At 30.8% G+C, this 26,206-nt stretch carries 26 protein-coding genes, 1 tRNA gene and 1 other annotated feature; of the genes, 4 read left to right on the top strand and 23 right to left on the bottom strand.

Annotation, left to right across the window (positions count from 1 at the left end):
• Positions 1–30: 30 nt before the first annotated feature.
• The 5 genes from BUA92_RS18605 to BUA92_RS18585 all read right to left on the bottom strand — a co-directional run bounded on the left by BUA92_RS18605 (position 31) and on the right by BUA92_RS18585 (position 4,153).
• Positions 31–588, bottom strand: a complete 558-nt coding sequence (locus BUA92_RS18605; RefSeq protein WP_073022176.1) for a GNAT family N-acetyltransferase — start codon at positions 586–588, stop codon at positions 31–33.
• 238 nt (positions 589–826) lie between these two features.
• Complete coding sequence (locus tag BUA92_RS18600; RefSeq protein ID WP_073022174.1) at positions 827–1,303, bottom strand: GNAT family N-acetyltransferase; 477 nt, start codon at positions 1,301–1,303, stop codon at positions 827–829.
• Positions 1,304–1,365: 62 nt separating this feature from the next.
• Complete coding sequence (locus BUA92_RS18595; protein WP_073022172.1) at positions 1,366–1,857, bottom strand: GNAT family N-acetyltransferase; 492 nt, start codon at positions 1,855–1,857, stop codon at positions 1,366–1,368.
• A 20-nt stretch (positions 1,858–1,877) separates the two neighbouring features.
• The gene (locus BUA92_RS18590) at positions 1,878–2,417 is read right to left on the bottom strand and encodes a GNAT family N-acetyltransferase (RefSeq protein WP_073022169.1); all 540 of its coding nucleotides are present in this window, start codon (positions 2,415–2,417) and stop codon (positions 1,878–1,880) included.
• A gap of 179 nt (positions 2,418–2,596) precedes the next feature.
• Entirely contained in the window at positions 2,597–4,153 is a 1,557-nt protein-coding gene (locus BUA92_RS18585; protein WP_073022167.1) for an ABC-F family ATP-binding cassette domain-containing protein, read from the bottom strand.
• A 373-nt stretch (positions 4,154–4,526) separates the two neighbouring features.
• On the opposite strand from BUA92_RS18585, the gene BUA92_RS18580 reads away from it, so the two are divergent.
• From BUA92_RS18580 to hisC, 4 genes are all read left to right on the top strand, one after another.
• A complete protein-coding gene (locus BUA92_RS18580; protein ID WP_073022165.1) occupies positions 4,527–4,730 on the top strand; it encodes a hypothetical protein in 204 nt (67 codons plus the stop codon).
• Between the two features lie 144 nt (positions 4,731–4,874).
• Positions 4,875–5,414, top strand: a complete 540-nt coding sequence (locus BUA92_RS18575) for a biotin transporter BioY (protein WP_073022163.1) — start codon at positions 4,875–4,877, stop codon at positions 5,412–5,414.
• Positions 5,415–5,478: 64 nt separating this feature from the next.
• A complete protein-coding gene (locus BUA92_RS18570) occupies positions 5,479–6,666 on the top strand; it encodes a pyridoxal phosphate-dependent aminotransferase (protein WP_073022161.1) in 1,188 nt (395 codons plus the stop codon).
• 12 nt (positions 6,667–6,678) lie between these two features.
• Positions 6,679–7,737: a histidinol-phosphate transaminase gene (hisC, locus tag BUA92_RS18565; protein WP_073022159.1), complete on the top strand. Its 1,059-nt coding sequence runs from the start codon at positions 6,679–6,681 to the stop codon at positions 7,735–7,737.
• Positions 7,738–7,779: 42 nt separating this feature from the next.
• Here the strand turns inward: hisC and BUA92_RS23775 are convergent, their stop codons facing one another.
• From BUA92_RS23775 to BUA92_RS18485, 18 genes are all read right to left on the bottom strand, one after another.
• Entirely contained in the window at positions 7,780–7,914 is a 135-nt protein-coding gene (locus BUA92_RS23775) for a clostri-philic family protein (protein ID WP_278335150.1), read from the bottom strand.
• A gap of 59 nt (positions 7,915–7,973) precedes the next feature.
• Positions 7,974–8,996, bottom strand: coding sequence for a CPBP family intramembrane glutamic endopeptidase (locus BUA92_RS18560; protein ID WP_073022157.1), 1,023 nt, complete (start codon positions 8,994–8,996; stop codon positions 7,974–7,976).
• Between the two features lie 170 nt (positions 8,997–9,166).
• Positions 9,167–10,399, bottom strand: a complete 1,233-nt coding sequence (locus tag BUA92_RS18555; RefSeq protein ID WP_073022155.1) for a competence/damage-inducible protein A — start codon at positions 10,397–10,399, stop codon at positions 9,167–9,169.
• Positions 10,400–10,701: 302 nt separating this feature from the next.
• Positions 10,702–10,839 carry a hypothetical protein gene (locus BUA92_RS23400; RefSeq protein ID WP_021803777.1) on the bottom strand — a complete coding sequence of 46 codons (138 nt, stop codon included), beginning with the start codon at positions 10,837–10,839 and terminating at the stop codon, positions 10,702–10,704.
• Between the two features lie 219 nt (positions 10,840–11,058).
• The gene (locus tag BUA92_RS18550) at positions 11,059–11,700 is read right to left on the bottom strand and encodes a histidine phosphatase family protein (RefSeq protein ID WP_073022153.1); all 642 of its coding nucleotides are present in this window, start codon (positions 11,698–11,700) and stop codon (positions 11,059–11,061) included.
• Between the two features lie 78 nt (positions 11,701–11,778).
• Positions 11,779–14,232, bottom strand: a complete 2,454-nt coding sequence (locus tag BUA92_RS18545) for a tetratricopeptide repeat protein (protein WP_073022151.1) — start codon at positions 14,230–14,232, stop codon at positions 11,779–11,781.
• Positions 14,233–14,361: 129 nt separating this feature from the next.
• On the bottom strand, positions 14,362–15,309 hold the full coding sequence (locus BUA92_RS18540) for an ROK family protein (RefSeq protein ID WP_073022149.1): 948 nt from the start codon (positions 15,307–15,309) through the stop codon (positions 14,362–14,364).
• Positions 15,310–15,427: 118 nt separating this feature from the next.
• A complete protein-coding gene (locus BUA92_RS18535) occupies positions 15,428–15,664 on the bottom strand; it encodes a hypothetical protein (RefSeq protein WP_073022147.1) in 237 nt (78 codons plus the stop codon).
• Between the two features lie 187 nt (positions 15,665–15,851).
• Positions 15,852–17,948 (bottom strand): elongation factor G, encoded by a 2,097-nt coding sequence (fusA, locus tag BUA92_RS18530; RefSeq protein ID WP_073022145.1) that lies wholly within the window; start codon positions 17,946–17,948, stop codon positions 15,852–15,854.
• A gap of 265 nt (positions 17,949–18,213) precedes the next feature.
• Positions 18,214–19,347 (bottom strand): zinc-dependent alcohol dehydrogenase, encoded by a 1,134-nt coding sequence (locus tag BUA92_RS18525; RefSeq protein WP_073022143.1) that lies wholly within the window; start codon positions 19,345–19,347, stop codon positions 18,214–18,216.
• A gap of 172 nt (positions 19,348–19,519) precedes the next feature.
• A complete protein-coding gene (locus BUA92_RS18520) occupies positions 19,520–19,675 on the bottom strand; it encodes a zinc-ribbon domain-containing protein (RefSeq protein ID WP_073022141.1) in 156 nt (51 codons plus the stop codon).
• Positions 19,676–19,836: 161 nt separating this feature from the next.
• A complete protein-coding gene (gene aspS / locus BUA92_RS18515; RefSeq protein WP_073022139.1) occupies positions 19,837–21,120 on the bottom strand; it encodes an aspartate--tRNA(Asn) ligase in 1,284 nt (427 codons plus the stop codon).
• 198 nt (positions 21,121–21,318) lie between these two features.
• Positions 21,319–21,535, bottom strand: a binding site (T-box leader).
• A gap of 56 nt (positions 21,536–21,591) precedes the next feature.
• Positions 21,592–22,164 carry a nitroreductase family protein gene (locus BUA92_RS18510; protein ID WP_073022137.1) on the bottom strand — a complete coding sequence of 191 codons (573 nt, stop codon included), beginning with the start codon at positions 22,162–22,164 and terminating at the stop codon, positions 21,592–21,594.
• A gap of 109 nt (positions 22,165–22,273) precedes the next feature.
• A complete protein-coding gene (locus BUA92_RS18505; protein ID WP_073022134.1) occupies positions 22,274–23,638 on the bottom strand; it encodes a PTS fructose transporter subunit IIC in 1,365 nt (454 codons plus the stop codon).
• Between the two features lie 30 nt (positions 23,639–23,668).
• On the bottom strand, positions 23,669–24,112 hold the full coding sequence (locus BUA92_RS18500) for a PTS sugar transporter subunit IIA (RefSeq protein WP_021803788.1): 444 nt from the start codon (positions 24,110–24,112) through the stop codon (positions 23,669–23,671).
• Positions 24,113–24,115: 3 nt separating this feature from the next.
• Entirely contained in the window at positions 24,116–25,054 is a 939-nt protein-coding gene (pfkB, locus tag BUA92_RS18495; protein ID WP_073022132.1) for a 1-phosphofructokinase, read from the bottom strand.
• Positions 25,055–25,071: 17 nt separating this feature from the next.
• Positions 25,072–25,833, bottom strand: coding sequence for a DeoR/GlpR family DNA-binding transcription regulator (locus tag BUA92_RS18490; RefSeq protein ID WP_073022129.1), 762 nt, complete (start codon positions 25,831–25,833; stop codon positions 25,072–25,074).
• 263 nt (positions 25,834–26,096) lie between these two features.
• Positions 26,097–26,171, bottom strand: a tRNA-Asn gene (locus BUA92_RS18485).
• Positions 26,172–26,206: the final 35 nt, after the last annotated feature.

The raw sequence follows: 26,206 nt of genomic DNA, 5'->3' as shown, positions 1-26,206 counted from the left end.
ATCTTATTTAAATAATAGTATATTATAGTTTTACCTGCCTATTTTCCACCAGAATAGTTCATCTGTTTCCTTATATTTAACAGCTCCTAATTTTTCTAGTAGCTTGTTTGATGGTAAATTGTCTTTTTCAGTATCCATAATCACACAAAGAGCTTGTGGATTTTGAAAAACCCATTGAATTAGTGCTTTTAAAGCTTCAGTAGCATAACCTTTTCTCTGAAAACTCTCTTCAGCAACATATCCAACTATTACTTCACCAAACTCATTAGGAACTCCCTTAAGTATTATAAATCCAATTATCTGTTTTTCTTCTTTATGAATTATAGCCCAATTAGTTAACCACAAATAGTTTTTAATATCCTCAAGTACTCTTTTTAACCTTATTTTCATTACATAATCCATTTCTTCATCTATAACTGAATTTATCACTCTTAAGCCTAAATCTATTTGCATTTCTTCATAATTATCTATTGCTAATTCAAGTTGATATGGTTGTAATGGTATTAGGTTTAATCTTTCTGTTTCCAAACTATAAACGGTCTTCTTCTCATCTATAATTTCATTACTCTTAATTAATTCATATTTCATTTTTAATTGCCTCCATAAATTTAAATTTTGGGCATAACGATACCCTAAAATAGTTTTTTAACTACTTCAAATATAAATAATTACTATTATGAAGACATACTTTATTTTTTATTAACTGTACATCAAAATATTATTAACTTGTTACATTTGGAAGTAGTTTTGTGTAAATTCTTAACTATTAATATCTTATCCATTGGCAACCACTCCTTTAAATACTTCCAACTACACTATACCATACTTATTTTATAAACTCTTCTCTTATTTTCATCATTAAATGTTCATTTATTCCCTCTCTATACAAACTTGGTAAACAACCCACTTCAGTATATCCGATTTTTTCATATAGTCTTTTTGCATCTGGATTAAAATCTCCAACCACTAAAAATACTTTTGAAAAGCCTTTAGAGCAAATGTCCTCAAAGTATTGTAATAGCCTTTTGCCTACTCCATGGTTACGACTTTCTTCTTTTACTGCAATTATATGTAGATAAGGAAAGGAATGAAACGCTCCACTTATAATAAACCACAAAAATCCCAAACAATTGTTGTTTATATCTACTGCTACATATATTTCTTCTTTAGAAAATCCTTCTTCTAATGTCTTTCTAGCACTTCCTGCCTTTGAAAAATATATTCTTCCAAGTTCTGAATTCATTAGGGCTTCTTCGCAGTCATTTATGTGATTCATATTTCCTTTAATGATTTTAATGCGCATATTTTGATTTACCTCTCATGTTTTATTAGTCATATTTATTTTTAGTCTTAATATTTATTGAGTTATAATAAAAACTCATAAGATAATAATACTATACCATCATCCATAACTGTCTCACGCTTTTTATAAAATTCACATTTCTCGTATAGCTTTCTAAGATATACTCTATCTCCATAGCAATCTAATCTTAAATATTGAACCTTTGCTTGTCTAGCTAACTCTTTTATTAAAACTATAACTTTTTCAGCATACCCTTTTCCTGCAAATTCAGATTTTATCACTAATTTATGTATATAAAGAGCTTTTTCATTATCCTCTTCACTCCACAGAAAATCATCGTGTTCAAGCAAAACAAATCCACCAATAATGTTATCATTTTCATAAATTAGATATGGTTTATAGTTAGGATACATTTTTTCAAAATTAACTGGATCTAAATTTTCAATGCTCCACATAGGTTGACCAATACTTTCTAACCACTTTGCTCTTTCAAGTAGAATATCTAAAAGTACTTGGATTTCGCTTTTATCTAATGGTGTAACTCTTATTCCCATCATATATCCTCCTTGTATAATTAACACTTAAAGTCATTCCAATCTATCGGAGTAGTTTTTCCACTTTGCCAATCTTCTTTAGTAATTCCATATCCTATTGCATCATATGGTATTCCATCTTGTCCCACCCATGCTTTTCTATGGTGCGCTTCTTTAAGAAACCCACACTTATGGAATACACATCTCATTGCGTAATTATCTTGCCTTGTATTAGCTTCTATCCTTTCTTTATCATAAAAATTATTAAATACGTAGTCAACAAGCCACTTTACAGTGACTGTTCCAATTCCCATACCTTTATACTTTCTTAAAATTCTTATATCAAACAATGGATCACCATCTTGTAAATCATAAATCCTAATCATTCCTACTTTTGTGTCATTATCTAAAATAACCCAAAAAGTTTTACAATCATCACCTGTATAATACTGGTTTTCATAACTGGTTCTAATCCTTTCTGGCTTTGGATTAGGTGTTCCATAAAACTCCCATGTATCTGATATTAAAAATTCTATAAGAGTATCAATTTCATCTTTAAACTCTTCAAAGCGTATTTTCATAATTCTATCCCTCTATTCTATTGTAATAATTTTCAACTGTTACAAATATTATACTCGCTTTATAATCCAAGTGTAAATCCTTGCAAATAGAAACAACAGTAATACTTTTCAGTATCACTGCTGTTATTCTAAAACAATTATTTATGGTATTCTAAAGTCATATAAATTATACAGAATTACTACACAATTTTTGTAGTCCAATCCTCACAATTCCATATTTCAGTAACTACATCTCTGTAGAATTCTGGTTCATGGGATACTAGTAATATTGATCCTTTATATTCTCTTAAGGCTCTTTTTAATTCTTCTTTTGCTTCTACATCTAAATGGTTTGTAGGCTCATCTAGAATTAATATATTGGTTTCTGTGTTTAGGATTTTGCATAGTCTTACTTTTGCAGCTTCTCCTCCAGATAAAACCATTATTTTTGATTCTAGCTGTTTAGTTGTTAATCCACATTTAGCTAAGGCTGCTCTTATTTCATATTGAGTTTTGCTTGGGAACTCTTGCCATACTTCCTCTATACAAGTGTTGGTATTTCCTGATCTATCTTCTTGTTCAAAGTAACCTATGTATTGATAATCTCCAAGTTCAACTTCTCCACTTAAAGGTTTGACTTTGTCAAGTAAACTCTTTAATAGGGTAGATTTACCTAGTCCATTTGCTCCAACTAAAGCTATTTTTTGTCCTCTTTCCATATAAAGATCTAATGGTTTAGTTAATGGTGAGTCATATCCTATAACTAATCCTTTAGTTTCGAATATTACTTTTCCTGAAGCTCTAGCTGCTTTGAAGTTAAATTCTGGTTTTGGTTTTTCCTTTGAAAGTTCTATTACGTCCATTTTATCAAGTTTCTTTTGTCTTGATTTAGCCATATTGGCAGTAGCAACATTTGCTTTATTTCTTGCAACAAAGTCCTCTAGCCTAGCTATTTCTTTTTGTTGTTTCTCATATGCTGCTTCTAATCTCTTTTTGTTTTCTTCATATAGTCTTCTAAATTCATCATAGTCTCCAACATATCTTGTTAGCTTTCTTTCTTCTACATGATATATAAGATTAACTACTGAATTTAAAAATGGAATATCATGGGATATTAATATAAAAGCATTTTCGTAGTTATTTAAATATCTCTTTAACCATTCTATGTGCTCTTCATCTAAATAGTTAGTAGGCTCATCTAAAAGTAATATTTCTGAATTTTGCAGTAATAACTTACCTAATAATATTTTTGTTCTTTGTCCACCTGATAAATCATCTACGTCTCTATCTAAACCTAAATCCAAAAGTCCAAGACCTTTAGCAACTTCTTCTACCTTTGCATCTATTACATAAAATCCATTATGGTCTAATAAGTCTTGAATTGTTGCTGTTCTTTCTAGCATTTTTTCTAATTCTTCTGGTTCTACTTCACCCATTTTTCCATAAAGAGAATTCATTTCTTCTTCTAAATCAAATAGGTACTTAAATGCATCTCTAAGTGCATCTCTTATGGATATTCCTTTTTCTAAAGCTGCATGTTGATCCATGTATCCAACTCTAACATTATTTGACCAAAGTACCTTACCTTCGTCTGGCATAAGTTTGTTTGTAACTATGTTCATGAATGTAGATTTTCCTTCTCCGTTAGCTCCAATTAAACCTACATGCTCTCCTTTTAATAATCTAAAGGACACATCTTCAAATATAGCTCTATCACCAAATCCATGGCTCATGTCTTTAACTGTTAAAACACTCATTTTCTTCTCTCCTTAGTATTAACTTCGCTAGGATAATTTTAATAGATGGTCAAGTTTATTACAAGAGTATTTCACTTTATAATTTTATCCAATGTATGAATTGTTTTTATAGCATTTATATTTTTTACGTGGACAAAATAATATTGTTGAAGAAAGATTTTAAAGATTATCAAATGTGATAAATCAATAAACCTCAACTTCAATGAAATAAGCAGCTATCAACTTAAAGAATGCACTGGCTTACTTTATAGTTTGTCGGTGTATTTTTTTAACTTCCTTTTAATAATTCTTAACGATATTAAACATTAAATTTTACTAATTTACTGTTATTATTATTTTATAAGATACAAATATTTATTTAAGGAGGATTTTTATGAATAATAATTACACAATTAAAAGCAAGATAGTAATTGAAGTCGAAACAATTCTAGGTCAAAGCATTATCCCAACAGAAAAAATGTTTGAAAATCTAATTAACTCAGATCTTACCCAAGCTTCATATTTAGTAAAAGACGTAGAAATATTAAATTTTGCTATTGAAAAGTATACTGAAAATCTTGAAAAAATTTGTGATTAGTTTTACCTAGAGCTTCTTTTATTGAAGTTCTTTTTTTGTTTTAATTGTAAACCTATTTTAAAATAATTTGGTTGACAATTGTTTTTTGCTCTTTTATACTATGGTATATATTTACCATATAATTTATTTTAAAGGAGTTTTATTATGAAGCAAAAATTATCTATTAGAGACTTAACCTTTATAGGTATGGGAGCTGCTATATTAGCTGTTTTATCTCAATTTTCAATACCTATTCCCTTTTCTACAGTTCCAATCACTCTACAAGTGCCAGCAGTTATATTATTAGCCCTTATTTATACTCCAAAGCAATCATTTTTATCCGTTATAATTTTCATTCTATTGGGTGCTGTTGGTTTACCTGTTTTCTCTAACTTTCACGGAGGATTAAATGTAATTCTTGGCCCTACAGGAGGATATATTATAGGCTTCCCCCTAATGGCTTTGATAATTGGCTATTCTAAAAAACTGGACAATCCTATATTAACTTTCATTTTAGTTTATATAGCTATTGCAGTTGATTATTTTACAGGTGTTTTACAATTATCCATAGTTGCTCACTTATCTCTTCCAGCTGCACTTGCTGCAGGATTATATCCATTTATTATTAAAGATATTATCGTTGTATTTTTAACTGTTTTGTTAGGCGTTAAAATTAGACAAAGACTCTCTACTGCTCTTCTTTAAATCTATGTTGGGGTATGATAAAATAATATTATTATTTTAAAGAATAGAATGGGGGCTAATAATAATGATATCTAACAAAATGAAAGATCTTGTAGCTGGTAGTTCTACCATAAGAGCAATGTTTGAAGAAGGAAAAAGGCTAGCAGCAATATATGGGGAAGAGAATGTTTTTGATTTTAGTCTTGGAAACCCTAATGTGGAACCTCCAGAAGTTGTAAAAAATACTATAATAGAAATATTGTCTGAGGAATCTCCTAATTTTGTTCATGGCTATATGAGTAATTCAGGTTATGAGGATGTTAGACTTAAAATTGCTGAGTTTACTAACAAAAAACATAATCTAAATTTAACTGAAAATAATATTGTAATGACTTGTGGTGCTGCTGGTGGATTAAATATAATTTTTAAAACACTGATGAACCCAGGTGATGAGGTTATAACTTTTGCTCCTTATTTTGGAGAGTATAGAGCATATACCAACAATTATGATGGAAATCTTGTTGTTGTTCCATCAAATACAGATACTTTTGAGCCAAACTTAGAAGAATTTGAAAATAAAATAACATCAAAAACTAAAATCGTAATTATAAACTCACCTAACAATCCTACTGGAGTTATCTATTCAGAAGAAGTTATAAAAAGTTTAGCTAATATACTTAATAAAAAGCAAAAAGAATTTAATAGTAGCATTTATTTAATTTCCGATGAGCCATATAGAGAAATTGTTTATGATGATATTAAAGTTCCTTATTTATTAAGTTATTATAATAACTCTATAATAGGATATTCCTATAGTAAATCATTATCTTTACCTGGAGAAAGAATAGGATACATAGTAGCAAATAGCAATCTTGATGATTTTGATATTTTTATGCAAGGTCTAAATGTTGCTAACAGAGTACTAGGGTTCGTTAACGCTCCTTCTCTATTCCAAAGAGTAATTGCTAGAACTTTAGGAGCTGAGGTTGATGTTGATATTTATAAGAAAAATAGAGATTTATTATATAATCACCTTACAAAAATAGGTTTTTCTTGTGTAAAGCCTAATGGAGCTTTTTATCTTTTCCCTAAATCTTTAATAGAAGATGATGTTAAGTTCTGTCAAGATGCTAAAAAGTTCAATTTATTAATTGTTCCTGGTACTGCCTTTGGTTGTCCTGGACATTTTAGAATTTCTTATTGTGTTTCTTATGATAAAATTGAAAAATCTTTAGCTGCTTTTGATAAACTAGCTGAATTATATTTAGGATAATGGGTGGTTATTATGAGTAAGCTTTGGTTAGATAAAATAAGAAAAGTTGACCCCTATATTCCAGGTGAACAGCCTAAGGTAGTTAATATCTTAAAGCTAAATACAAATGAAAACCCCTATCCTCCAGCTCCTAAGGTTATTGAGGAGCTTAAAAATATAGAGGGTTCAAACTTAAGATTATATCCTGACCCTACTGCTAGTGAATTAGTAGAAACTTTGGCTGATTATTATGGTTTAGAAAAAGATCAAGTTTTTGTTGGAAATGGTTCTGATGATGTTTTAGCTTTATCTTTTATGACTTTTTTTAATTCAGACAAGCCACTATTATTTCCTGATATAACTTATTCTTTTTATCCTGTATACGGTGATTTATTTAATATTAAATATGATAAAATTCCTTTAAATGAGGATTTAACCATAACTAAAGAAGACTACTTTAGAGAAAATGGAGGAATTATATTCCCTAATCCTAATGCACCTACTGGAGTAGGTGTGGCGTTATCTTTTATAGAGGATATTTTGATAAAAAATAGAGATGTAATAGTGATTGTTGATGAAGCTTATATAGATTTTGGTGGAGAATCCTCTGTTAAACTTATAAATAAATATGATAATCTAGTTGTTATTCAAACTTATTCTAAATCTAGATCTTTAGCAGGTTTAAGGGTTGGTGTAGCTTTAGGTTCTAAGGAAGCTATATCCTACCTAAATGATGTTAAGAACTCTTTTAACTCTTACCCTTTAGATTATATATCTCAAAGATTAGCTATAGCTTCTCTTAAGGATGATGAGTATTTTAAAGATACTTGTTCAAAAATAATCAAAACTAGAGAAAATACTATTAAGGAATTAAAAGAATTAGGTTTTATAATTCCTGAATCAAAAGCTAACTTCATATTTATAACTCATCCTACTATAAAGGCTAAGGATTTGTTTGAGGCCTTAAAGAAAGATGGTATATTTGTTAGATACTTTAGTTCTTCTAGAATTGATAATTATTTAAGAGTAACCATAGGTACTGATTCTGAAATGGATAGATTTTTAAGTTTCTTAAAAGATTATATAGCTTAATATTAAAGAGGTCTTTGAATAACAAAGACCTCTTTAAATATATTATTTTATTTTTTCATCTTCAAAACTTCTATATCCTTTATCTACTTTATCATTTCCTTTATTGTCTTGCTTTTCATGAAGCTTTTGTCTTCTTTCACCTTTTTGCATTGAGTTATTAGGTTTATTTTGTGGCATAATAATCAACTCCCTTCAATAAGTATTTTTTACTTATTGAAGAGTTTTAATTCTAAGTATTATCTTCTAAAATTAACTAATCTATTGAAGGCAAGTACTAAAGTAGGTAAATTCATCACTATAAAATAAATAATAATAGTGGCTATTAAAGGTCCATTTAGTACTCTTTCTTTTGTTGAAAGTATGTCTGAAGTCACTTCTGTGACAGAATTAGAATCTAAATCTACTCTCATATAAGAATGTCTTGAACTTGCTCCTAATCTCTCATAGGAATCATATATTCCTCTAGATTTACAGTCATCCTCAATTTTTTTGATTATTATTATGGATATAGCTGCAAATATTACACCTAAAAATCCCCACACAGATAGTGCTGCCATTTTTTCACTCATTTTAAGTTGTGAAACCGCATCAGGACTCACATTGTTCTCCATAAATAATGAAATTACTTTTTGCAATGTTACTTGAAGTCCATTTATCATAAAATGCATAACTACAGATGCAAATATACTATTTGTTATCCTAACTAAATATGCTAAAACCATTCCTAAAACTGCTGCATATAGAAACTGCTGTGCATTTAAGTGGAATACTCCAAACAATAATCCTGTAACTATAGATGCTACCCATTTATTTTTAAAATCGTATCCTGATAAAACTATACCTCTTAGTGTTACCTCTTCTGTAATAGCAGGCATTACTGCTATTAATAAAAGTAATATTGGGTATGGTGTGTCCATTATAGATCCAATAAATGCTCCTACATCATTTGAAAAAAAGAAACCTGATATTAGTGAAAATAACATTACAACAGGTTGTATTGCAAATGCTAAAATCATTATCCAAAATATATTTTTAAAACTTATAGGATTTAATCTAAAAGTTTTTTTGACAGATGATTTTGTTACTAGTATATATATAGCCGCTGGAACTAAAAATAAGATTACATGATTCAGAAATAAGATAATTCTAGAATCAGTTAAATTTATGTTTTCATATACTATCCCCAAAAGATATGGAACAAAAGTGCTTATTAAAAGTATCATTAGAAAATACAAATTAGCTCTAAAAATCTTTCTCATAAAATGCCTACTTTCTTAATTTTTTTTTATTATTTTGTATAATATCCATTAGAGTTGTCTAAAATATAAATGAAGCTACTAAGCTTTATATGATATTGCCTCTCCCCCATTTTAATATAATTAACATCCCTCTAGGAGTCCTTATGAGTCTTGGAGGGTTTGTTGTTTTATTACTTTATAGTTCTTCTTACAAGGTCAAGTGCACTCATAGTAGTTCTTACTCTAACTCTATTTCTATTACCTGTAAAGTTAAATTCCTTAACTAAGCAATTCCCTTTATAATATACCCCAATATAAACTAGTCCAACTGGTTTTTCAGCTGTTCCTCCACCTGGTCCTGCAATTCCTGTGGTTGAAACTCCTAAATCAGCTCCTGCTGCTTTAGCTATACCCTCAGCCATTTCTCTAGCAGTCTCTTTACTTACTGCACCATATTTATCTAATGTTTCTTTTTTTACACCTAATCTCTTCATTTTAGCTTCATTTGAATAAGTAACTGCCCCTTCCAAAAAGCTTTCAGATATTCCAGCGTAGTTAATAAGTTTCTCTGCCACCATCCCACCTGTGCAACTTTCTGCAGTTGCTATTTTTATTCCTTTTTTAACTAAGAGTTCTCCCACAACCTCTTCTAAAGAAGTTTCTCCCTCTCCATATATATATTCTTCTAATCTTCTTCTAATCTCTTTTTCAACAGGTTTTATAAGTTCTTCTGCTTCTTTTTCATTTTTAGCTTTAGCTGTTATTCTTAAAATAGCTTCTATATCTTTAGCATAAGGCGCTAATGTTGGATTAGTTTGATTTACTATTAAGTCGTTAACTATCTCTGCCATACGACTTTCTCCGATTCCAAAAGTTCTTAACACCTTTGAAACCAAAACACTATCTGTAAATTCCTTAAGATATGGAACAACATAATTATCAAACATAGGCTTCATTTCTCTTGGAGGTCCAGGCAATACTACTATCTTCTTACCATTATCCCCTTCTATAATTGCTCCTGGAGCTGTTCCATGATCATTTTTAAGAACTATTGCATCTTTAGGAAAATAAACCTGCTTCTCATTACTTCCTACTAATTCTCTTCCACTTTTCTCGAAAAACTTTTTTAAATTCTCATAAGATTCTTTATGAAGCACAAGCTCCTTATTAAAATATTTAGCTGCCATTTCTTTTGTCAAATCATCTGGTGTTGGTCCAAGTCCACCTGTAGTTATTATAATATCTGAATTCTCAAAAGCATTTTTAAAACTTTCCAAAACTCTTTCTTCATTATCTCCAACAACTTCTTGTTTATATACATTTATTCCAAGGTTAGCTAACTCTCTAGATATATATTGCGCATTCGTGTTTACTATATCTCCTAATAAAATCTCTGTACCTACTGCAATAATTTCAGCATTCATTTAATTCACCTTCTTAATAAATTTATTAATTATAATGATATCATTTGTTGTTGGAATTTTCTAGGCAATAGCTTAATTTAAACTTTCAAAAAATTATCAAAGCGATACCGTTCTGAATTTCCTAATCAATAAAAAATCTGTCCTAAAAGTAGAGTAACTCTACTTCGGACAGACCTTTATGTGAAAAACTCTCTTACCTCAAAACCTAAACATCTAAGTATAATTAAGTAGTTTATATTTGTAACCTTTAGCTTTAAGGTGGGGTAAAAGCTAGATGGAGGTTATGTATGAGGCAAAAGAATTTATTGCCAAGTTACTGGGGCTGATTGTTTCTTTCTAGTTTTATTTTTATTTTTGCCTTCCTCTGATGCTGATGTATCATCCCAATTAGATTTCAATTTTCTAGATAATTTATTATCAACTTGACTATCTTTCGGCATATTAATCACTCCTATTCGTGAATTCTTGTCCTGTACACTATTTAATCTATGCAAATTTGCTCTTTTTATTCTTAGAAATTTTTTCATTAGTTATTTTATATTGACCGGACAAGCTTTTAAGGTTATAATTGTTATTGCCGTTTTTAGATAATATTAATGGGCTATAACTTACATAAAAGTAGGACAGAATTTTAAAATTCCGTCCTACTTATCTTCTTATTACCAGCCTTTTTTTATGTAGTCATCTTGATAATGACTAGTATCATTTTTAAATTCTATATTATATGTATCTTCTTCAATAGTTATCTTTGTAAGAGAAGTTTGTCCCATAACTATCCCCTTAATAGTTTCTTCAATTCCTAAGTTCTCAAAATACCCAACCATCAGCTTTAAAGTAATTCCATGAGTAACTATTAAAACATCTTTTCCTTTATTGTTCTCAATTATCTCCTCTAAAGCTTCTTTAGTTCTTTTTTCAAAAATATCTATTTCCTCTCCTTCAAAAGGTTTATATTCTTTAGGGTTATAATATAGGTTATATAGTTCCTTTCCATATTTCTCAGAGTTCTCTATTTCTTCCCATATCATTCCTTCCCATAGTCCAAAACCCATTTCTTTTAAACCTTCATGAAGTTTTATTTCTAAATCTTTTTCTCCTTTTAAAATTTCTGCTGTTTTAAACGCTCTCTCTGAGGGGCTTGTATATATTACATCAATGTTTATATCTTCTAGTCTTTTGCTTAAATTTTTTGCCTGATCTATTCCGTCTTTTGTCAAAGGAGAGTTATTCCATCCTTGTAGCCTTTTCTCTAAATTCCATATAGTTTCTCCATGTCTTGTTAAATATATAGTAGTTTTCATATTCTCCTCCTAAAACTTTTTCTCTTTTAATTATAAGTGTAAAAAAGATATCCCAAAAGAGATATCTTTTTTATAAAATCATTTTTTTAAAATATTAACAAAATATTGTCCTGAAGATATCTTTGTTGCTTCTATAGAACTTTCCCCTATTTTTGAAAACTTTAATCTATAGAAATTTTCAGCTTCTGGTATTCCATAGTCACACGCCTTTAATATATATTCCTTTGATTTTCTTAAATCTTTCCTATGCCCTTTTCCATAATAATATAATATCCCTAGATTAAAGCAGCATCCACCATGCCCATTATCTGCTCCAACTTCTAAAAATCTAAATATACTACTATATTTTTTTATTATTCCACCTAGTTTATATTGATTTTCCGCAAGCTTAAGTGCCGCATCCCATTCTGCCTTCTTAAAAGCTTGTATATAGTAATCTATGGCTTCACTCTTTTTTCTTTTTACACCCAATCCAAGTTGATAACAATCCCCCATTATTAAAAATGCCCTAGGATTTTCTAGCTCCATTCCTTGATTTAATAAGGCTATGCCCTTTTCTACATCCTGTTTAACTCCATATCCAAATATATAACATTCTCCTAATTCTGCTGAAGCATATTTATATCCCTTTTCATAGATGCTTAAAAAAATATCAAAAGCCTTTTTATAATCTTTTTTTACTACCATGCCATCTTTATAGAATCTTCCTATAGCATAACTAGATTGGTTAAGCCCATATTCATATCCCATATAATAATATCTATATGCCTCATAGTGGTCTTTAGGTGTTACTCCATAAGAATACTCTAAATAATCTCCTACATAAGCTGCAGCTTCCAAATCTCCTAAGTCAGCCGCCTTTTTAAAGTATTCAAAGGCTTTTATTCCATTAATTTCACCTAATTCACCATTTCTATATAACATAGCAATGTTAAAGAATGCCTCTGGCATTTCCTTTTCACAAGCTTTATTATAATATTCTAGCGCTTTGTTAACATCTCTTTTCAAAAAATCTTTTCTTTCATAAATATACCCAGCATTTATATACGCACTCCCATAATCTAGATCAGAAGCTCTAATAGATAGCTCTAATGCTTTATCTAAATCTTTCTCTACATAGTAACCTTCAATATACATTATTGATAGTCTAACCATGGCACTAGGGTCTTTTTCTTTATCTACAAGTTCTGAGAATATTTCATAAGCTCCTTTATAGTCAGTTTCTCCAGCATAGCCATATAATTTATACAATCCAAGAGAAAGTTTTCCTTCAATATCATTTAACTCTGTAGATTTCTCATAATAGTCTAGTACTTTATTAAGGTCCTTTTCTTGTCCATAATTACCTTCATACAGTTCGGCCAAATAATTGTATGCTTCCGTCATTCCCTCTTCTGCTGCTTTCTCTATGAACTCTATTCCCTTATTTTTATCTTGTTCTATATTAAACCCTTGTGTTAATATTTTTCCTGCTATTAGTTGTGCTGGTGGATAACCATGCTCCGCTGCCTTTTTACACCAATACACAGCCTTTACCATATCTTCCTCTATACCAAGTGCATTCTTATACATAGTACTTAACATGAATTCTGCTGGTGAATAACCATACCCTGCCGACTTAGAATAATATTTGAAAGCTTCCTCATAGTTTTGATTCACTCCGTCACCATCATAATATAGATTTGCAAGCTGATATTGTCCTGGAGCATATTCATTTTCAGCCGATTTAGTAAACCAATATAAAGACATCTTATAATCATTATCCGGCTTTTTGTCAGAGAGATACATCATTCCTATTGCCCACTGAGAATAGGCATTGTCGCTTAAGGAAGATTTTTTATACCATTCCAATGCTTTGTCGTAGTCTTTCTCCACTCCTAGCCCAAGTTCATACAAATATCCTATCCAAGATTGAGCATAAGAACTTCCTAAGTCTGCAGCTTCGCTAAAACATTCAAAACATTTTTCCAAGTTCTTCTCTTTATCATTTCTTCCATAGTAATAATCTTCACCATCATTTATTAAAGCAGATAGCTCCTCGTCCTCAACTTCTTCTTCATAATAAGGAAGTATATTCTCTAGTGTTTTTAAATTCTCTTCTTCATTTTCTACTATTTCAATACTTATTTCTTTTGGATAGATGTATTTCTTAAATATATTCTTTTCCTTTTCTGTTAGGCTGTCCATAAATAGAGAATAATCCTCTTCTCCAAATTCTGTTACAAGCCATGTACTTACTTCATACATGACTCTCCCACACTCCTCATCAAAGCTTCTCTTTGTATTTAGGAGATTAATAATATCATGGTATAGTTCCTCGTTTATATATCCTTTAACCATAAGGTTTCTAAGGCATATTTTAATATCTTCATTTATATATTCTATAGAAAGTTTTTCATAAACTCTTTTTACTACTAGAAGAACTGCATTTTCAAGAATATAATGATATTCTTCTGATGTCATCTCTAGCTTAGTTATCTCTTCATATATGTCTAAAAATTCTAGTTTCAAAAATCTATAATTATAATCCATGCCTTACTCCTTACTGTATTTATTTTCCTGTTCTTAATATTATATATCATAATATTTTTTCAATGCAATAAAAAGAAGTTTCACATGAAAAAAAGGTAAGGATCAACAATCCCTACCTTTATATAAAATCTATTTACTTTCCATTATAGCTAGAGCCACAGCTCCTAAAACACCAGCATCTGTTCCTAATCCAGCTGGAACTATCTTGCAATATTCTGCCATTGATTTGAAGCATCTTTCGTTTACAACTTCTTGTACTTTATTAAATAGTACATCTCCGCCCTTTGAAACGCCTCCACCTATTATAACCTTATCTGGGTCAAAGCTTGCTATTATGTTAGCTACACCAATTCCTAGATAGCTGAATGCTTCATCTAATATCTTCTTAGATACAGCATCACCTTTTTCTGCTTCTTTAAATACTTCATATGAAGTAACAGTTTCGTAATCTCTTAATGATGTTTCTACTTTACTGTTTACTGCTTCATTTGCACGTCTGCCTATAGCTGTTCCTGAAGAAGTAGCTTCTAGACATCCTAAATTCCCACATCCACATCTTGGACCACCTGGGAATACAGTAGTATGACCTACTTCTAATGCATTAGTGGTGCTTCCTCTATATATTTTACCATTTAATATAGCTCCTCCACCAACACCTGTACTTACTGTTATATATACCATATTTTCAGTTCCCTTACCTGCTCCAAACATAAATTCTGCTATTGCAGCTACATTAGCATCATTGTCTAGATAAGTGGGAATAGAAAATTTTTCTTCTATTGGCTGTACTAATTGAAAGTTTTTAAATGGAAGATTCGGTGTAGTTACTATAATTCCTTTTTTTGCATCAAGAGGTCCTGGAGATCCTATTCCGATTGCAGCTACTTCATTAGTTGCAACGTTTCCTTCTTCTAAAACCATCTCTATAGTTTTGATTATTCTTCCTAATACAGGATTATCTCCTTCATGCGCTAAAGTTGGTATTGTAGTTTGAGCTACAACTCTACCCTCAAGATCAGATAAGGCACAGCTGATCTTTGTTCCTCCTAAGTCAACACCTACTACATAATTTTTCATAGATTTCCCTCCTAGATTTATAACTTGTCCCAATAAAACTCTAATAAAATACTAGTTGCTTAAAACTAGTATTCTCAATACATAACATACTTATTATAACATAAGTATATACAAATTCTCACTTCTTTTTTATAGCATTAATAAAATAATTTCCTTGTGAATCTTCCCCTTGATACAATATGTTAAACTTATTATCTTTAAGCATAGAGCATATTATGTCTAGGTTTTCAGTTTGGGACGAATCTAATGTTATAGTAAAATTATCCGCAGTATCTACAACTCCTATATAATCATAAATATTACTATAATCACTTAATCCTATTTCTCCTTTTATCTCCATTTTATATTCTGACATCTGTGAACCCTCCTAGTGAACCACTCTAATTTCAGGCACCTATTACTTAGCATATTCCCCTTAATATCCCTATATTCTTTATTGAAATTAATTTAACCAAGAAAGTATAAATATATACCTTATTTAATAGAAAACACCCATAGGAAATTATATCCTACGGGTGTTTATATTTATCATTATCGTATTATTAAGCTTCGTTTCTAAGCTCCCTATTCCTTTTAACTTCATCTATTATAATTAAGGTTTCTGGAGCTGGAACTTCTTCATATCTCTCAAACTTCATTTCAAAACTACCTCTAGCCCCTGTTATGCTTCTAAGATCTGTAGCATACTTAAACATCTCTGCCATAGGTACTTCTGCTATAATCTTTTGAAGCTTTTTATCTGGCTCCATTCCTAACACTCTTCCTCTTCTCTTGTTTATATCTCCTATTATATCTCCCATATAGTCTTCTGGTATACTTATGGTTACAGACATTATAGGTTCTAACAAAATAGGATTAGCTTTCTCTAAACCTCTCTTATAAGCCTGAGAAGCAGCTATCTTAAATGCCATTTCTGATGAGTCTACTGTATGATAAGATCCATCATGAAGGGTAGCTTTTAATCCTATAACTGGATAGCCAGCCAATACCCCGTGACGAATACATTCTTTTAAACCTTTTTCAACTGCTGGTATAAAGTTTCTAGGTACGGATCCCCCAACAACCTTATCAATAAATTCTAGCTCATCTTCTCCATCGTTTCTTGCCTCAAATTTAATCCATACATCCCCATATTGACCATGTCCACCAGATTGCTTTTTGTGTTTTCCTTGAACATCAGCAACCCCCTTTATAGCCTCTCTATATGGAACCTTTGGTTCTTGAAGCAATACATCCACTCCAAACTTATTTTTTATCTTTGCAGCTATAACCTCTAGATGTGCTTCACCCACTCCAGATACTATGGTTTCTGCATTCTCAATATCTCTACTTATTTTAAAGGTTGGGTCTTCTTCTAATAATTTGCCCAAAGACAATGAGATCTTCTCCTCATCACCTTTACTCTTTGGTACTATAGACATAGATATTACAGGCTCTGGGAAGTTTATTTTATCATATTTTATCTTGAAGGTAGATTCACATAGGGTATCCCCTGTTGCACTATATTGCAGTTTAGCTATTGCACCTATATCACCAGCTATAATCTCTTTAGCTACTACCTGCTGTTTCCCTCTCATGAAATATAAATTACTTAGCTTCTCACTTTTATCTTTATTAGAATTATATATACTTAAATCATTTTTAGCTTTTCCTGTAATTACTTTAAATAGAGATAATTTTCCTACAAAAGGATCTGCAATTGTTTTAAATATAAATGCAGAAAAAGGCTTATTTTCATCATAGTTCATGAAAACCTCTTCATCAGTTTGTAAATCAATTCCCTTTTGCGGAAGTGCATATTCAGGTGATGGGAAACATTCACATATATCTTCAAGTAATACATCCATCCCTATAGCTGATGTAGAACTGCCACACATAACAGGTGCCACATCCCCATTTGCACAACCTCTAATTAATCCCTTATATATTTCTTCATCAGATAATTCTCCTTCTGAGAAGTATTTATCTAGAAGCTCTTCATCAGTCTCTGCAACAGCTTCCATGATAGCCTGTTTACAGCTATCTATCTTTTCCTCTAGTTCAGGTGGTATATCACAGAAAACCCCTTTAGGATTTCCTTTACTATATATTCTCGCCTTTCTAGATATAACATTTACTACTCCATGAAAATCATCTTCTTTTCCAATTGGATATTGAATAGGTACAACACTTATCCCAAATCTATTTTTTAAGTCTTCTAAAACTCTATCAAAATCAGAGTTTTCTCTATCTAGCTTATTTATAAAAAAGCTCCTAGGGAGTTTTATTTTATTACAATAATCCCACGCTTTTTCATCACCTACTGCAACACCTGATACACCGCATACTACTATTGTTGCTACATCTACTGCTCTCATTCCTTGAACCATTTCACCTACAAAATCGAAGTAACCAGGAGTATCTAACAAATTTATTTTTTTATCCTCATATTCTAAAGGTAAAATTGTTGTGTTTAAAGATATCCTCCTTTTTCTTTCTTCTAAATCATAGTCACTTACAGTAGTTCCTTCCTCTGTCTTCCCTAATCTGTCTATTGTATTTGTTGTAAATAATAAAGCCTCTACCAAAGATGTCTTTCCTGATGAACTATGTCCAACTATTCCTACATTTCTTAAATTGGAAATTTTGTACTCTTTCATACGTGCGTTAAGGTCCTAAGCCTTAACATTCACCCACCTTTCTTTAAAGTTTAGGCTATATGATGCTGAAAAATTTCAGCTAAGTCATCTATATTAAAATATTAATACTATTAAAATATTATTCCTAACTCTATAGATAGAACGCTTTTATTATTATATATTCTCCATATTTATTATATTTCCTTTTAATTTTCTAAATATTCAAACTATTTCTATTTTTAAATAAAAAAGAATACAATATTTTCATACTGTATTCTTATATATATTAATTAGGTTTTAAAACAACCTTTATACAATTGTCTTCTTTAGCATCAAATATCCCATAAGCATGTTTTCCTTCATCAATTGATAACCTATGAGTTATTATATCAGTAGCATCAAATTTACCTTCTTTAATTAACTCTAGTATAGGATCAACATATATATGTGCTGGACATTGACCCATCCTTAGAGTTATATTTCTTGAAAAGAAATCTCCTAGCGGAAATGCATTATACTTAGATCCATAAACACCTACTAAAGCTACCGTTCCACCTTTTCTAATAGCTTGAGATGCTATTTCAATAGCTGACTTTGATCCACCTTGAAGCTTTAATGCACTTTCTATTTTCTCTATAGTAGACATCTTTCCATCCATCCCAACACAATCTACTACTGCATCTGCTCCTCCTCCAGTTATTTCTTTAATATATTCACCTGTATTATCATAGTCTTCAAAATTGATAGTTTCAACTTGATTATACTTTCTAGCATGCTCTAATCTATATCCTACTCTATCAACTGCAATTACTCTTTTAGCGCCTTTATATATAGCCCATTTTTGAGCTAATAAGCCTACTGGACCAGATCCTAAAACTACAACAGTATCATTTGGTTTTACTTCTGCAATATCAACACCCCAAAGTGATGTTGGTAAGATATCAGTTAAAAATAAAACTTGTTCATCTGTCAGCTCTTCTGGAATTATAGTAGGACCTACATTTGCATAAGGAACTCTTAGATATTGAGCCTGACCTCCATCATAACCTCCAAACGTATTACTATATCCTAATAATCCTCCCGTTTCTCCATTTGGATTTGAGTTATCACATTGACTCCATAAATCATGTTCACAATACCAACAATGCCCGCAAGAAACCGGGAATGGAACTATTACTCTATCTCCTTTTTTAACCTTAGTTACATCTTTTCCTACTTCTTCTACAATCCCCATAGTTTCATGGCCTAATACAAACCCTTTAGGAAGATTAGGTATAAATCCATGAACTAAATGTAAGTCCGATCCGCAGATAGCTGTAGAAGTTACTTTAACTATTATATCATCCGATTTTTGAATAGCAGGATCTTTTACTTGTTTAACTTCTACATCTCTAATACCTTCATAAACTATAGCTTTCATTTGTAACTCCTCCAATAATTTTATTTTGTTCTTAGGTAGTATCTGTTTAAAGACTATAATTTATTTAGTTATACTTTACTTTTATATTAAACATAAATTTCATTATCAGAATATATTTTAAAACGCAAAAAAGCTATAAGATTAAATCTTATAGCTTCAACATTTACAATAATTATCTTCTATTGTTTTGTTGTTTTTTAGCTCTTCTACAATCAACGCATCTTACTGGTTCATTGTCGAATCCTTTTTCTTTGTAAAAAGCTTGTTCTCCTTCAGTGAAAACGAAGTCTTTTCCGCAATCTCTGCAAACGATAGTTTTATCTGCCATTTCAATTCCTCCATTTTTAAAGATTTATAAGTGATTAACAAATTCTCTAAAACTGGAGAAAATTATTATCTTCTTATATCTTTACTTTTTATTACTCATTTATAATATCACATTTATTATTTTGATGCAAGGATTATTTTCCTTGTAAAGTCACTAATTCTCTAAGGAACAAGTCTGCTCTTATCCCTTGGAAATAGAGTCGTTTCCCTCACATTACTAAATCCTAGCAATAAGGCTAAAAACCTTTCCAAGCCTATAGCAAAACCTCCATGTGGTGGAACTCCATATTTAAAAATATCAATATAACTTTTAAAATCTTCCGGATCTAACCCTTTAGCTGTAAAGCTCTCTATTAACATAGAGTAATCATCAATTCTTTGTCCCCCAGATGTTATTTCCATTCCTCTAAATATAAGGTCAAAAGATTTAGTCCCCTCGTTTCCCTTAGGCATTGTATACATAGGCCTTTTTTCTCTGTAATAATTAGTTATGAATATAAAATCTGAATTAAACTTCTCTTTAGCATATTTGCTTATAAGCTCTTCTCCTTCAGAATCTAAATCAATGTCATTAATAATCTTTCCATAGTTTTCTTTTAATATTTTTAAAACCTCTTTAAATTCTATTCTTGGTATTATATCGATTTGAGGCACATCAATATTCAATAACTTAATATATCTTTCACCTTCATTAACTAACTTGTTAAACATATATTTTAGTAAGTTTTCTTCAAGATCCATAATTGAATTTTCATCTTCTATAAATGCCAATTCTACGTCCATGCTTGTAAATTGATTTAAATGTCTTCTTGTGTCATGCTCCTCAGCTCTAAAAAAGTTGCCAATTTCGAAAACTCTTTCATATCCTGCTGCTATCATCATCTGCTTATAAAACTGTGGACTTTGAGATAAATAAGCTTCTTTCCCGAAGTAATTTAATTTAAATACAGAGGTTCCTCCTTCAGCACCCTCAGCTACAATTTTAGGAGAAAATATTTCTGTAAAATCTTCTTTTGATAAAAACTCTCTAAAACCTTGTAACAATATATGCTGAACTTTAAATATTGCATTGTTTTTTTCATTTCTAAGACTTAAAACTCTATTATTTAATAATGTTTCTAAAGAAATATCTAAAGAATTTTTATTTACTTCTATAGGAAGTATCTCTTCAACTTTATTTATAACATTAATTTCTTTAACTATTACTTCAAAATTATTTAAAGAGTTTTTTCCTTCTTTAGCTACTCCAGTTATCTCTACTACAGATTCATTTGTTAAATTATTTAAATCTATATCTTTGTCAACCACACATTGAACCATTCCACTTCTATCTCTTACTATTACAAAGGAAATGTTTTTTAAAATTCTAACTCTGTGAACCCAACCTTGTATAAATATTTTTTCTCCTATAGACCCTTCTAGCCTACTAATCATTATTCTTTTCATAATTGACTCCTTTCATCTTAAAAACTTTTATTTAATTTTTCAAATGTCCGAACATTCGAATGTTCGGACATTTGAATAAAAACACTAACTTTCAAATAATAAAAAAAGCTTCACTCCATTTAGGAGCAAAGCTATACTTCACGGTACCATCCTAATTAACCTTAGAATATATATAAATAAACAAAAAACTCACTCCTTAACAGGAGTGAGTTTACCCACGGTGCCATCCTTATTTAATCTAATATATAAAAAGATTATCTTTAAGCCTTTTAACGGTAGCAACCGATTTATCCTACTAAATTTCAAATAAACTTCTCTAAGGTGTCTTTCACTAAAAACTTTTCTGCGAAGCTCTCACCATCCTTCGCTCTCTATAAGAATCCTAATTAGTTACTATCCTCTTCATAGAATTTATAATATTTTATATATTATATTCCTAAACCCAAAAGAAAGTCAATACTATTAAATATCTTAATATTCAATCCATGTAGTCAGTTCTTTTGTTGATATTCTTGGTGCTGCATTTTTAGTACTCTCAGAGTAACCTAAATATATAAATGCTAATACTTCATCTTTTTCCTTAAGATAAAAAAACTCTTTCATCTTAGGGTGATAACACTCCTTACCAGTCTTCCAATATGCAGCTATTCCTAATGAATGAGCTGTAAGCAACATGTTTTGTATTCCAGCATATACCGCTCCAAGCTCCTCAAGTCTTATCACTCTTTCTTTTTCACTTACTTCTGCTGCAACAGCTATAATAACTGGTGCTCTAAAAGGTTTGTTTCGCTCTAACTCTAGTCTCTTTTTTCCTTCTTCTGTATTTGGATCTGTACCTAAATCAACTGCAATCTCTTCAATTACCTTAGATAGAGATTGTCTCCCATCCTTTGTTATAACAAAAAATCTCCAAGGTTGTGTTAAGAATCTTGTAGGTGCCCACTTTGCAGACTCTATTATTTCTTCAATTATTTCTTTAGGAACCTCTTTATTCTCAACATTGCCTATGGATCTTCTATTAATTATCGCCTCTTTTAATTCCATAGTCATCACTCCTAGTAATTGATAATAATTATTAATTAAATTATAAAATAAAAAAGAAGTTATAGCAAACTATTTGATAGTTTAGCTATAACTCCTTTGTATTTATATTCTATACTTCTTTTTTAAGTACTGATAGAAGAACTCCACTTACTACAGTTCCTGCTACCATAGCTATTAAATACATTCCAAGCCCAGTTACTACGTTTGGTAAAGCTAATACGAATGCTCCACCGTGAGGAACTGCTAATGTAACATTAAATAACATTGAAAGTGCTCCTGCTACTCCTGATCCAGCCATAAGTGAAGGTATTACTCTTACAGGGTCAGCTGCTGCAAATGGTATAGCTCCTTCTGTTATGAATGCTAATCCCATTACCCAGTTAGCTTTTCCAGCTTCTCTTTCTTCAACAGTAAATTTTTTCTTTGACATAACTGTTGCTAATGCTATTCCTAAAGGAGGTACCATACCAGCTACCATAACTGCTGCCATTATAGCTGAAGAACTTCCATTAGCTAAAGTTGCTGTTCCAAATACGTATGCAGCTTTATTTATAGGACCACCCATATCTGCTGCCATCATTATTCCTAAGATTAAACCTAAAAGAACTTTACTACTTCCGCTTAAACTAACTAATCCAGAATTCATCGCATCGTTAATTGCCTTTACAGGACCACCTAAAACAAATGTCATTATGATTGCTATTATAAAAGTTGATAATACTGGAATAATTAACACTGGCATTAATCCATCCATAGATTTTGGTAATTTAATATATTTTCTAATACCTATAACAACATAACCAGCTATAAATCCAGCAAGTAATGCTCCTAGGAATCCAGCCCCTATAGTATTAGCTAACGCTCCACCTACAAATCCAGGCACTATACCAGGTCTGTCAGCTATTGAGTATGCTATAAATCCAGCAAGTACAGGCACCATAAAACCAAATGCAGCCTTACCAGTTGAGAATATTACTTCTCCAAATGAACCTACATTTTCATAAACATAGATTCCACCAAATGCAAATCCTAATGCTATTAATATACCACCTGCAACAACAAAAGGAATCATGTATGATACACCAGTCATAAGATGTTTATATACACCTTTCTTTTGTGAAGAACCTTCTTTTTTCTCCGTATTTGTTTCTTCAGATACTTCAGCTTTTAAGACCTTAGCACCTTTAGCTTTTTCAATAAGTCCTTTAGCATCCTTTATTGCTTCTGAAACTGCTACTTCTACTAATGCTTTTCCAACAAATCTATCTTTAGATACGTTAGTGTCTGCTGCTATGATAACACAGTTAGCTTCAGCAATATCTTTTTCTGTTAATACGTTTTCAGCACCTACAGAACCTTGAGTTTCAACCTTAATTTGATGACCCATCTCTTTGGCTGCCATTTCTAATGCCTCAGCAGCCATGTATGTATGGGCTATTCCTGTTGGACAGGATGTTATTGCTACTATTTTCATAATAATACCCCCATAATAAATTTTAATATTTTACTCAAATACTTTTATAAATTCTTCAAAATTACTTGAATTCATGATTGCGTTTCTTACATTTTCATGCATTAATTTTCTTGATATTTGACTTAATGCTCTTAAGTGTATGTCGTTACTATCTTGTGGTACTGCTATTAAGAAAAATAGGTGTGCAGGCTTATCATCCATTGAACCATAATCTATTCCTTGATCACTTTTACCAAAAACTATAGCAGCCTCATTTACTGAATCGCTTTTACCATGTGGTATGGCTATTCCCATTCCTATTCCTGTAGAAAACTCCTCCTCTCTTTTTAGTACTGCTTTTCTAAATGTCTCTTTGTCGTTAATCTTGCCATCTTTAACTAATATATCTATTAATTCATCTATTGCTTCAAGTTTATTTTTAGCTCCTAATTGTAAGCAGACTCTTTCTTTAGAAAACATATCTTTTATTTCCATATGTTATATCCTCCTTATAAGTTCCATTGATTTTGGTAGTAATTCTTCAACTTGTTTTTTGCTACATGCCTCCGTACCTTCTAAAGTAACTGTAGCTGCTCCACAAGCTTGAGCAAAACCTAATGTATTTTCGTCATCTAATTTTTTTACCATAGAATACACTAAAGCTGCAACCATGGAGTCCCCTGCACCTACAGTGCTTTTTACAGGTACTTTTAATCCCCCAGCTATGTATTTCCCTTTATCAGTTATATATAACGCTCCCCTGGATCCCATAGATACTAGTATATTAGATATCTTCATATTATCTTTTACCAACAAAGCTTTTTCTAATATACTTTTTTCATCCTTTAAATCCTCATTGAACATAATTGATAATTCATGATCATTTGGCTTAATGGCAAAAGGTTTTTCTTTCATTCCTTCTTCCAAAAGTTCCCCTTCAGCATCAATAATTACTAAAGCACCTTTTTCTTTTGCGATTCCTGTCAAAACTTTATATATATCTTTTGATACACCTCGAGGTACTCCACCTGATAGAACAACTATATCTCCTTCTTTGCAAACTTCTTTATATATATCTATAAATTCATTCAGCTCTTCTGTAGATATCTGGGGACCAGCTTCATTTATATCAGTATAAGTTTTATTAATATTATCTACTATCTTCATATTGGTTCTAGTATCATTTTTTATCTTCACAAATCTATGAGTTATATTCCTTTTACCTAATTCAGATTCAAAAGATTTTCTAAATACTCCACCTAAAAAACCTATTGCTAAGGAATCTATTCCTAAATTTTTTAGAACCTTAGAAACGTTAACACCTTTTCCTCCAATATCATGTCTCACATCCATAGTTCTATTTACAGATCCCAACTGAAAGCCATCTACAATTAGTGTTTTATCTATTGCTGGATTAAGCGTCACAGTTATTACCATCAAATCACCTCCTATATCTAAGTTGTTATTATTTCCACTCCAACTTCTTCATATTCCTCAATTATTCTTTTATCAATATCATCACTAGTTATTATCATACTTACAGCTTTAACTGGACATATAACTGAAAACGAAACGTTTTCGAATTTGCTACTATCTGCCATTACTATAACTTTTTTAGCATGATTCATCATAATTTTTTTAGTTTGAGCCTCTGCATAGTTAGGAGTAGTTATTCCCTCTTCTATAGATATACCGTTAGCCCCTAAAAAAACTTTATCTACTCTAAAGTTTCGAAGTACGGCTTCTGCCATGTTACCAACCATTGCTCTTGTATTAACTCTTAATGATCCACCTGTTACTATTATTTCTATATCTTTATTACTAGATAGTTCTGATGCAATATCAATAGAATTAGTTATTATAGTCAAGTTTTTAGCTTTAATTCTTTTTGCTAACTCTAAAGTAGTTGTCCCAGAATCCATTATTATTGTATCTCCATCCTGAATGAATTCACTTGCAGTTTCTGCTATCTTTTTTTTCTGATCAATTCTTTCGTCTTTCTTATCTTGAAATGAAGGTTCATAATTTGTTTTATTATCTAATCCTACAGCTCCCCCATGTGTTCTCGTAAGAAGATTCTTTTCTTCCATCTCCTGCAAATCTCTTCTTATGGTTGACTCTGATACATTGAGCATTAATGATATTTCATTTACCTTTATACTGCTCTTTTCTTTTAAAATTTCAGAAATGATTTGTTGTCTTTGTTGCGCAAACATGATATATTTCACACCTTATCTTAAAATATTTGCTCATTTTTGCATTTGTTTGATTGCTTAATCTCATTTTATATTAACAATTTAAACTTGTCAACAAAAATAATCATATTTATTCACAAATGAGCACAAACGAATAAATCGACATCTTATACTTTTCTTATATAAAATAAAACATTCATTCGAATGTTTTTAGGATACTATATTAATTATATTAGATTAAAAACAAAAAAACACTAGGAAAAATCCTAGTGTAATAATCAAATTGGCTCCGCGAAGAGGGCTCGAACCTCCAACCTATCGGTTAACAGCCGAGTGCTCCACCATTGAGCTATCGCGGAACAAAATTTGGCGACTTCCTACTCTCCCACACAGT

This window comes from Clostridium intestinale DSM 6191, assembly GCF_900130055.1.
Taxonomy (GTDB): domain Bacteria; phylum Bacillota; class Clostridia; order Clostridiales; family Clostridiaceae; genus Clostridium_T; species Clostridium_T intestinale.
Note: the sequence above shows the minus strand (reverse complement) of the source record. Positions and strands in the feature narration are given on the sequence as shown.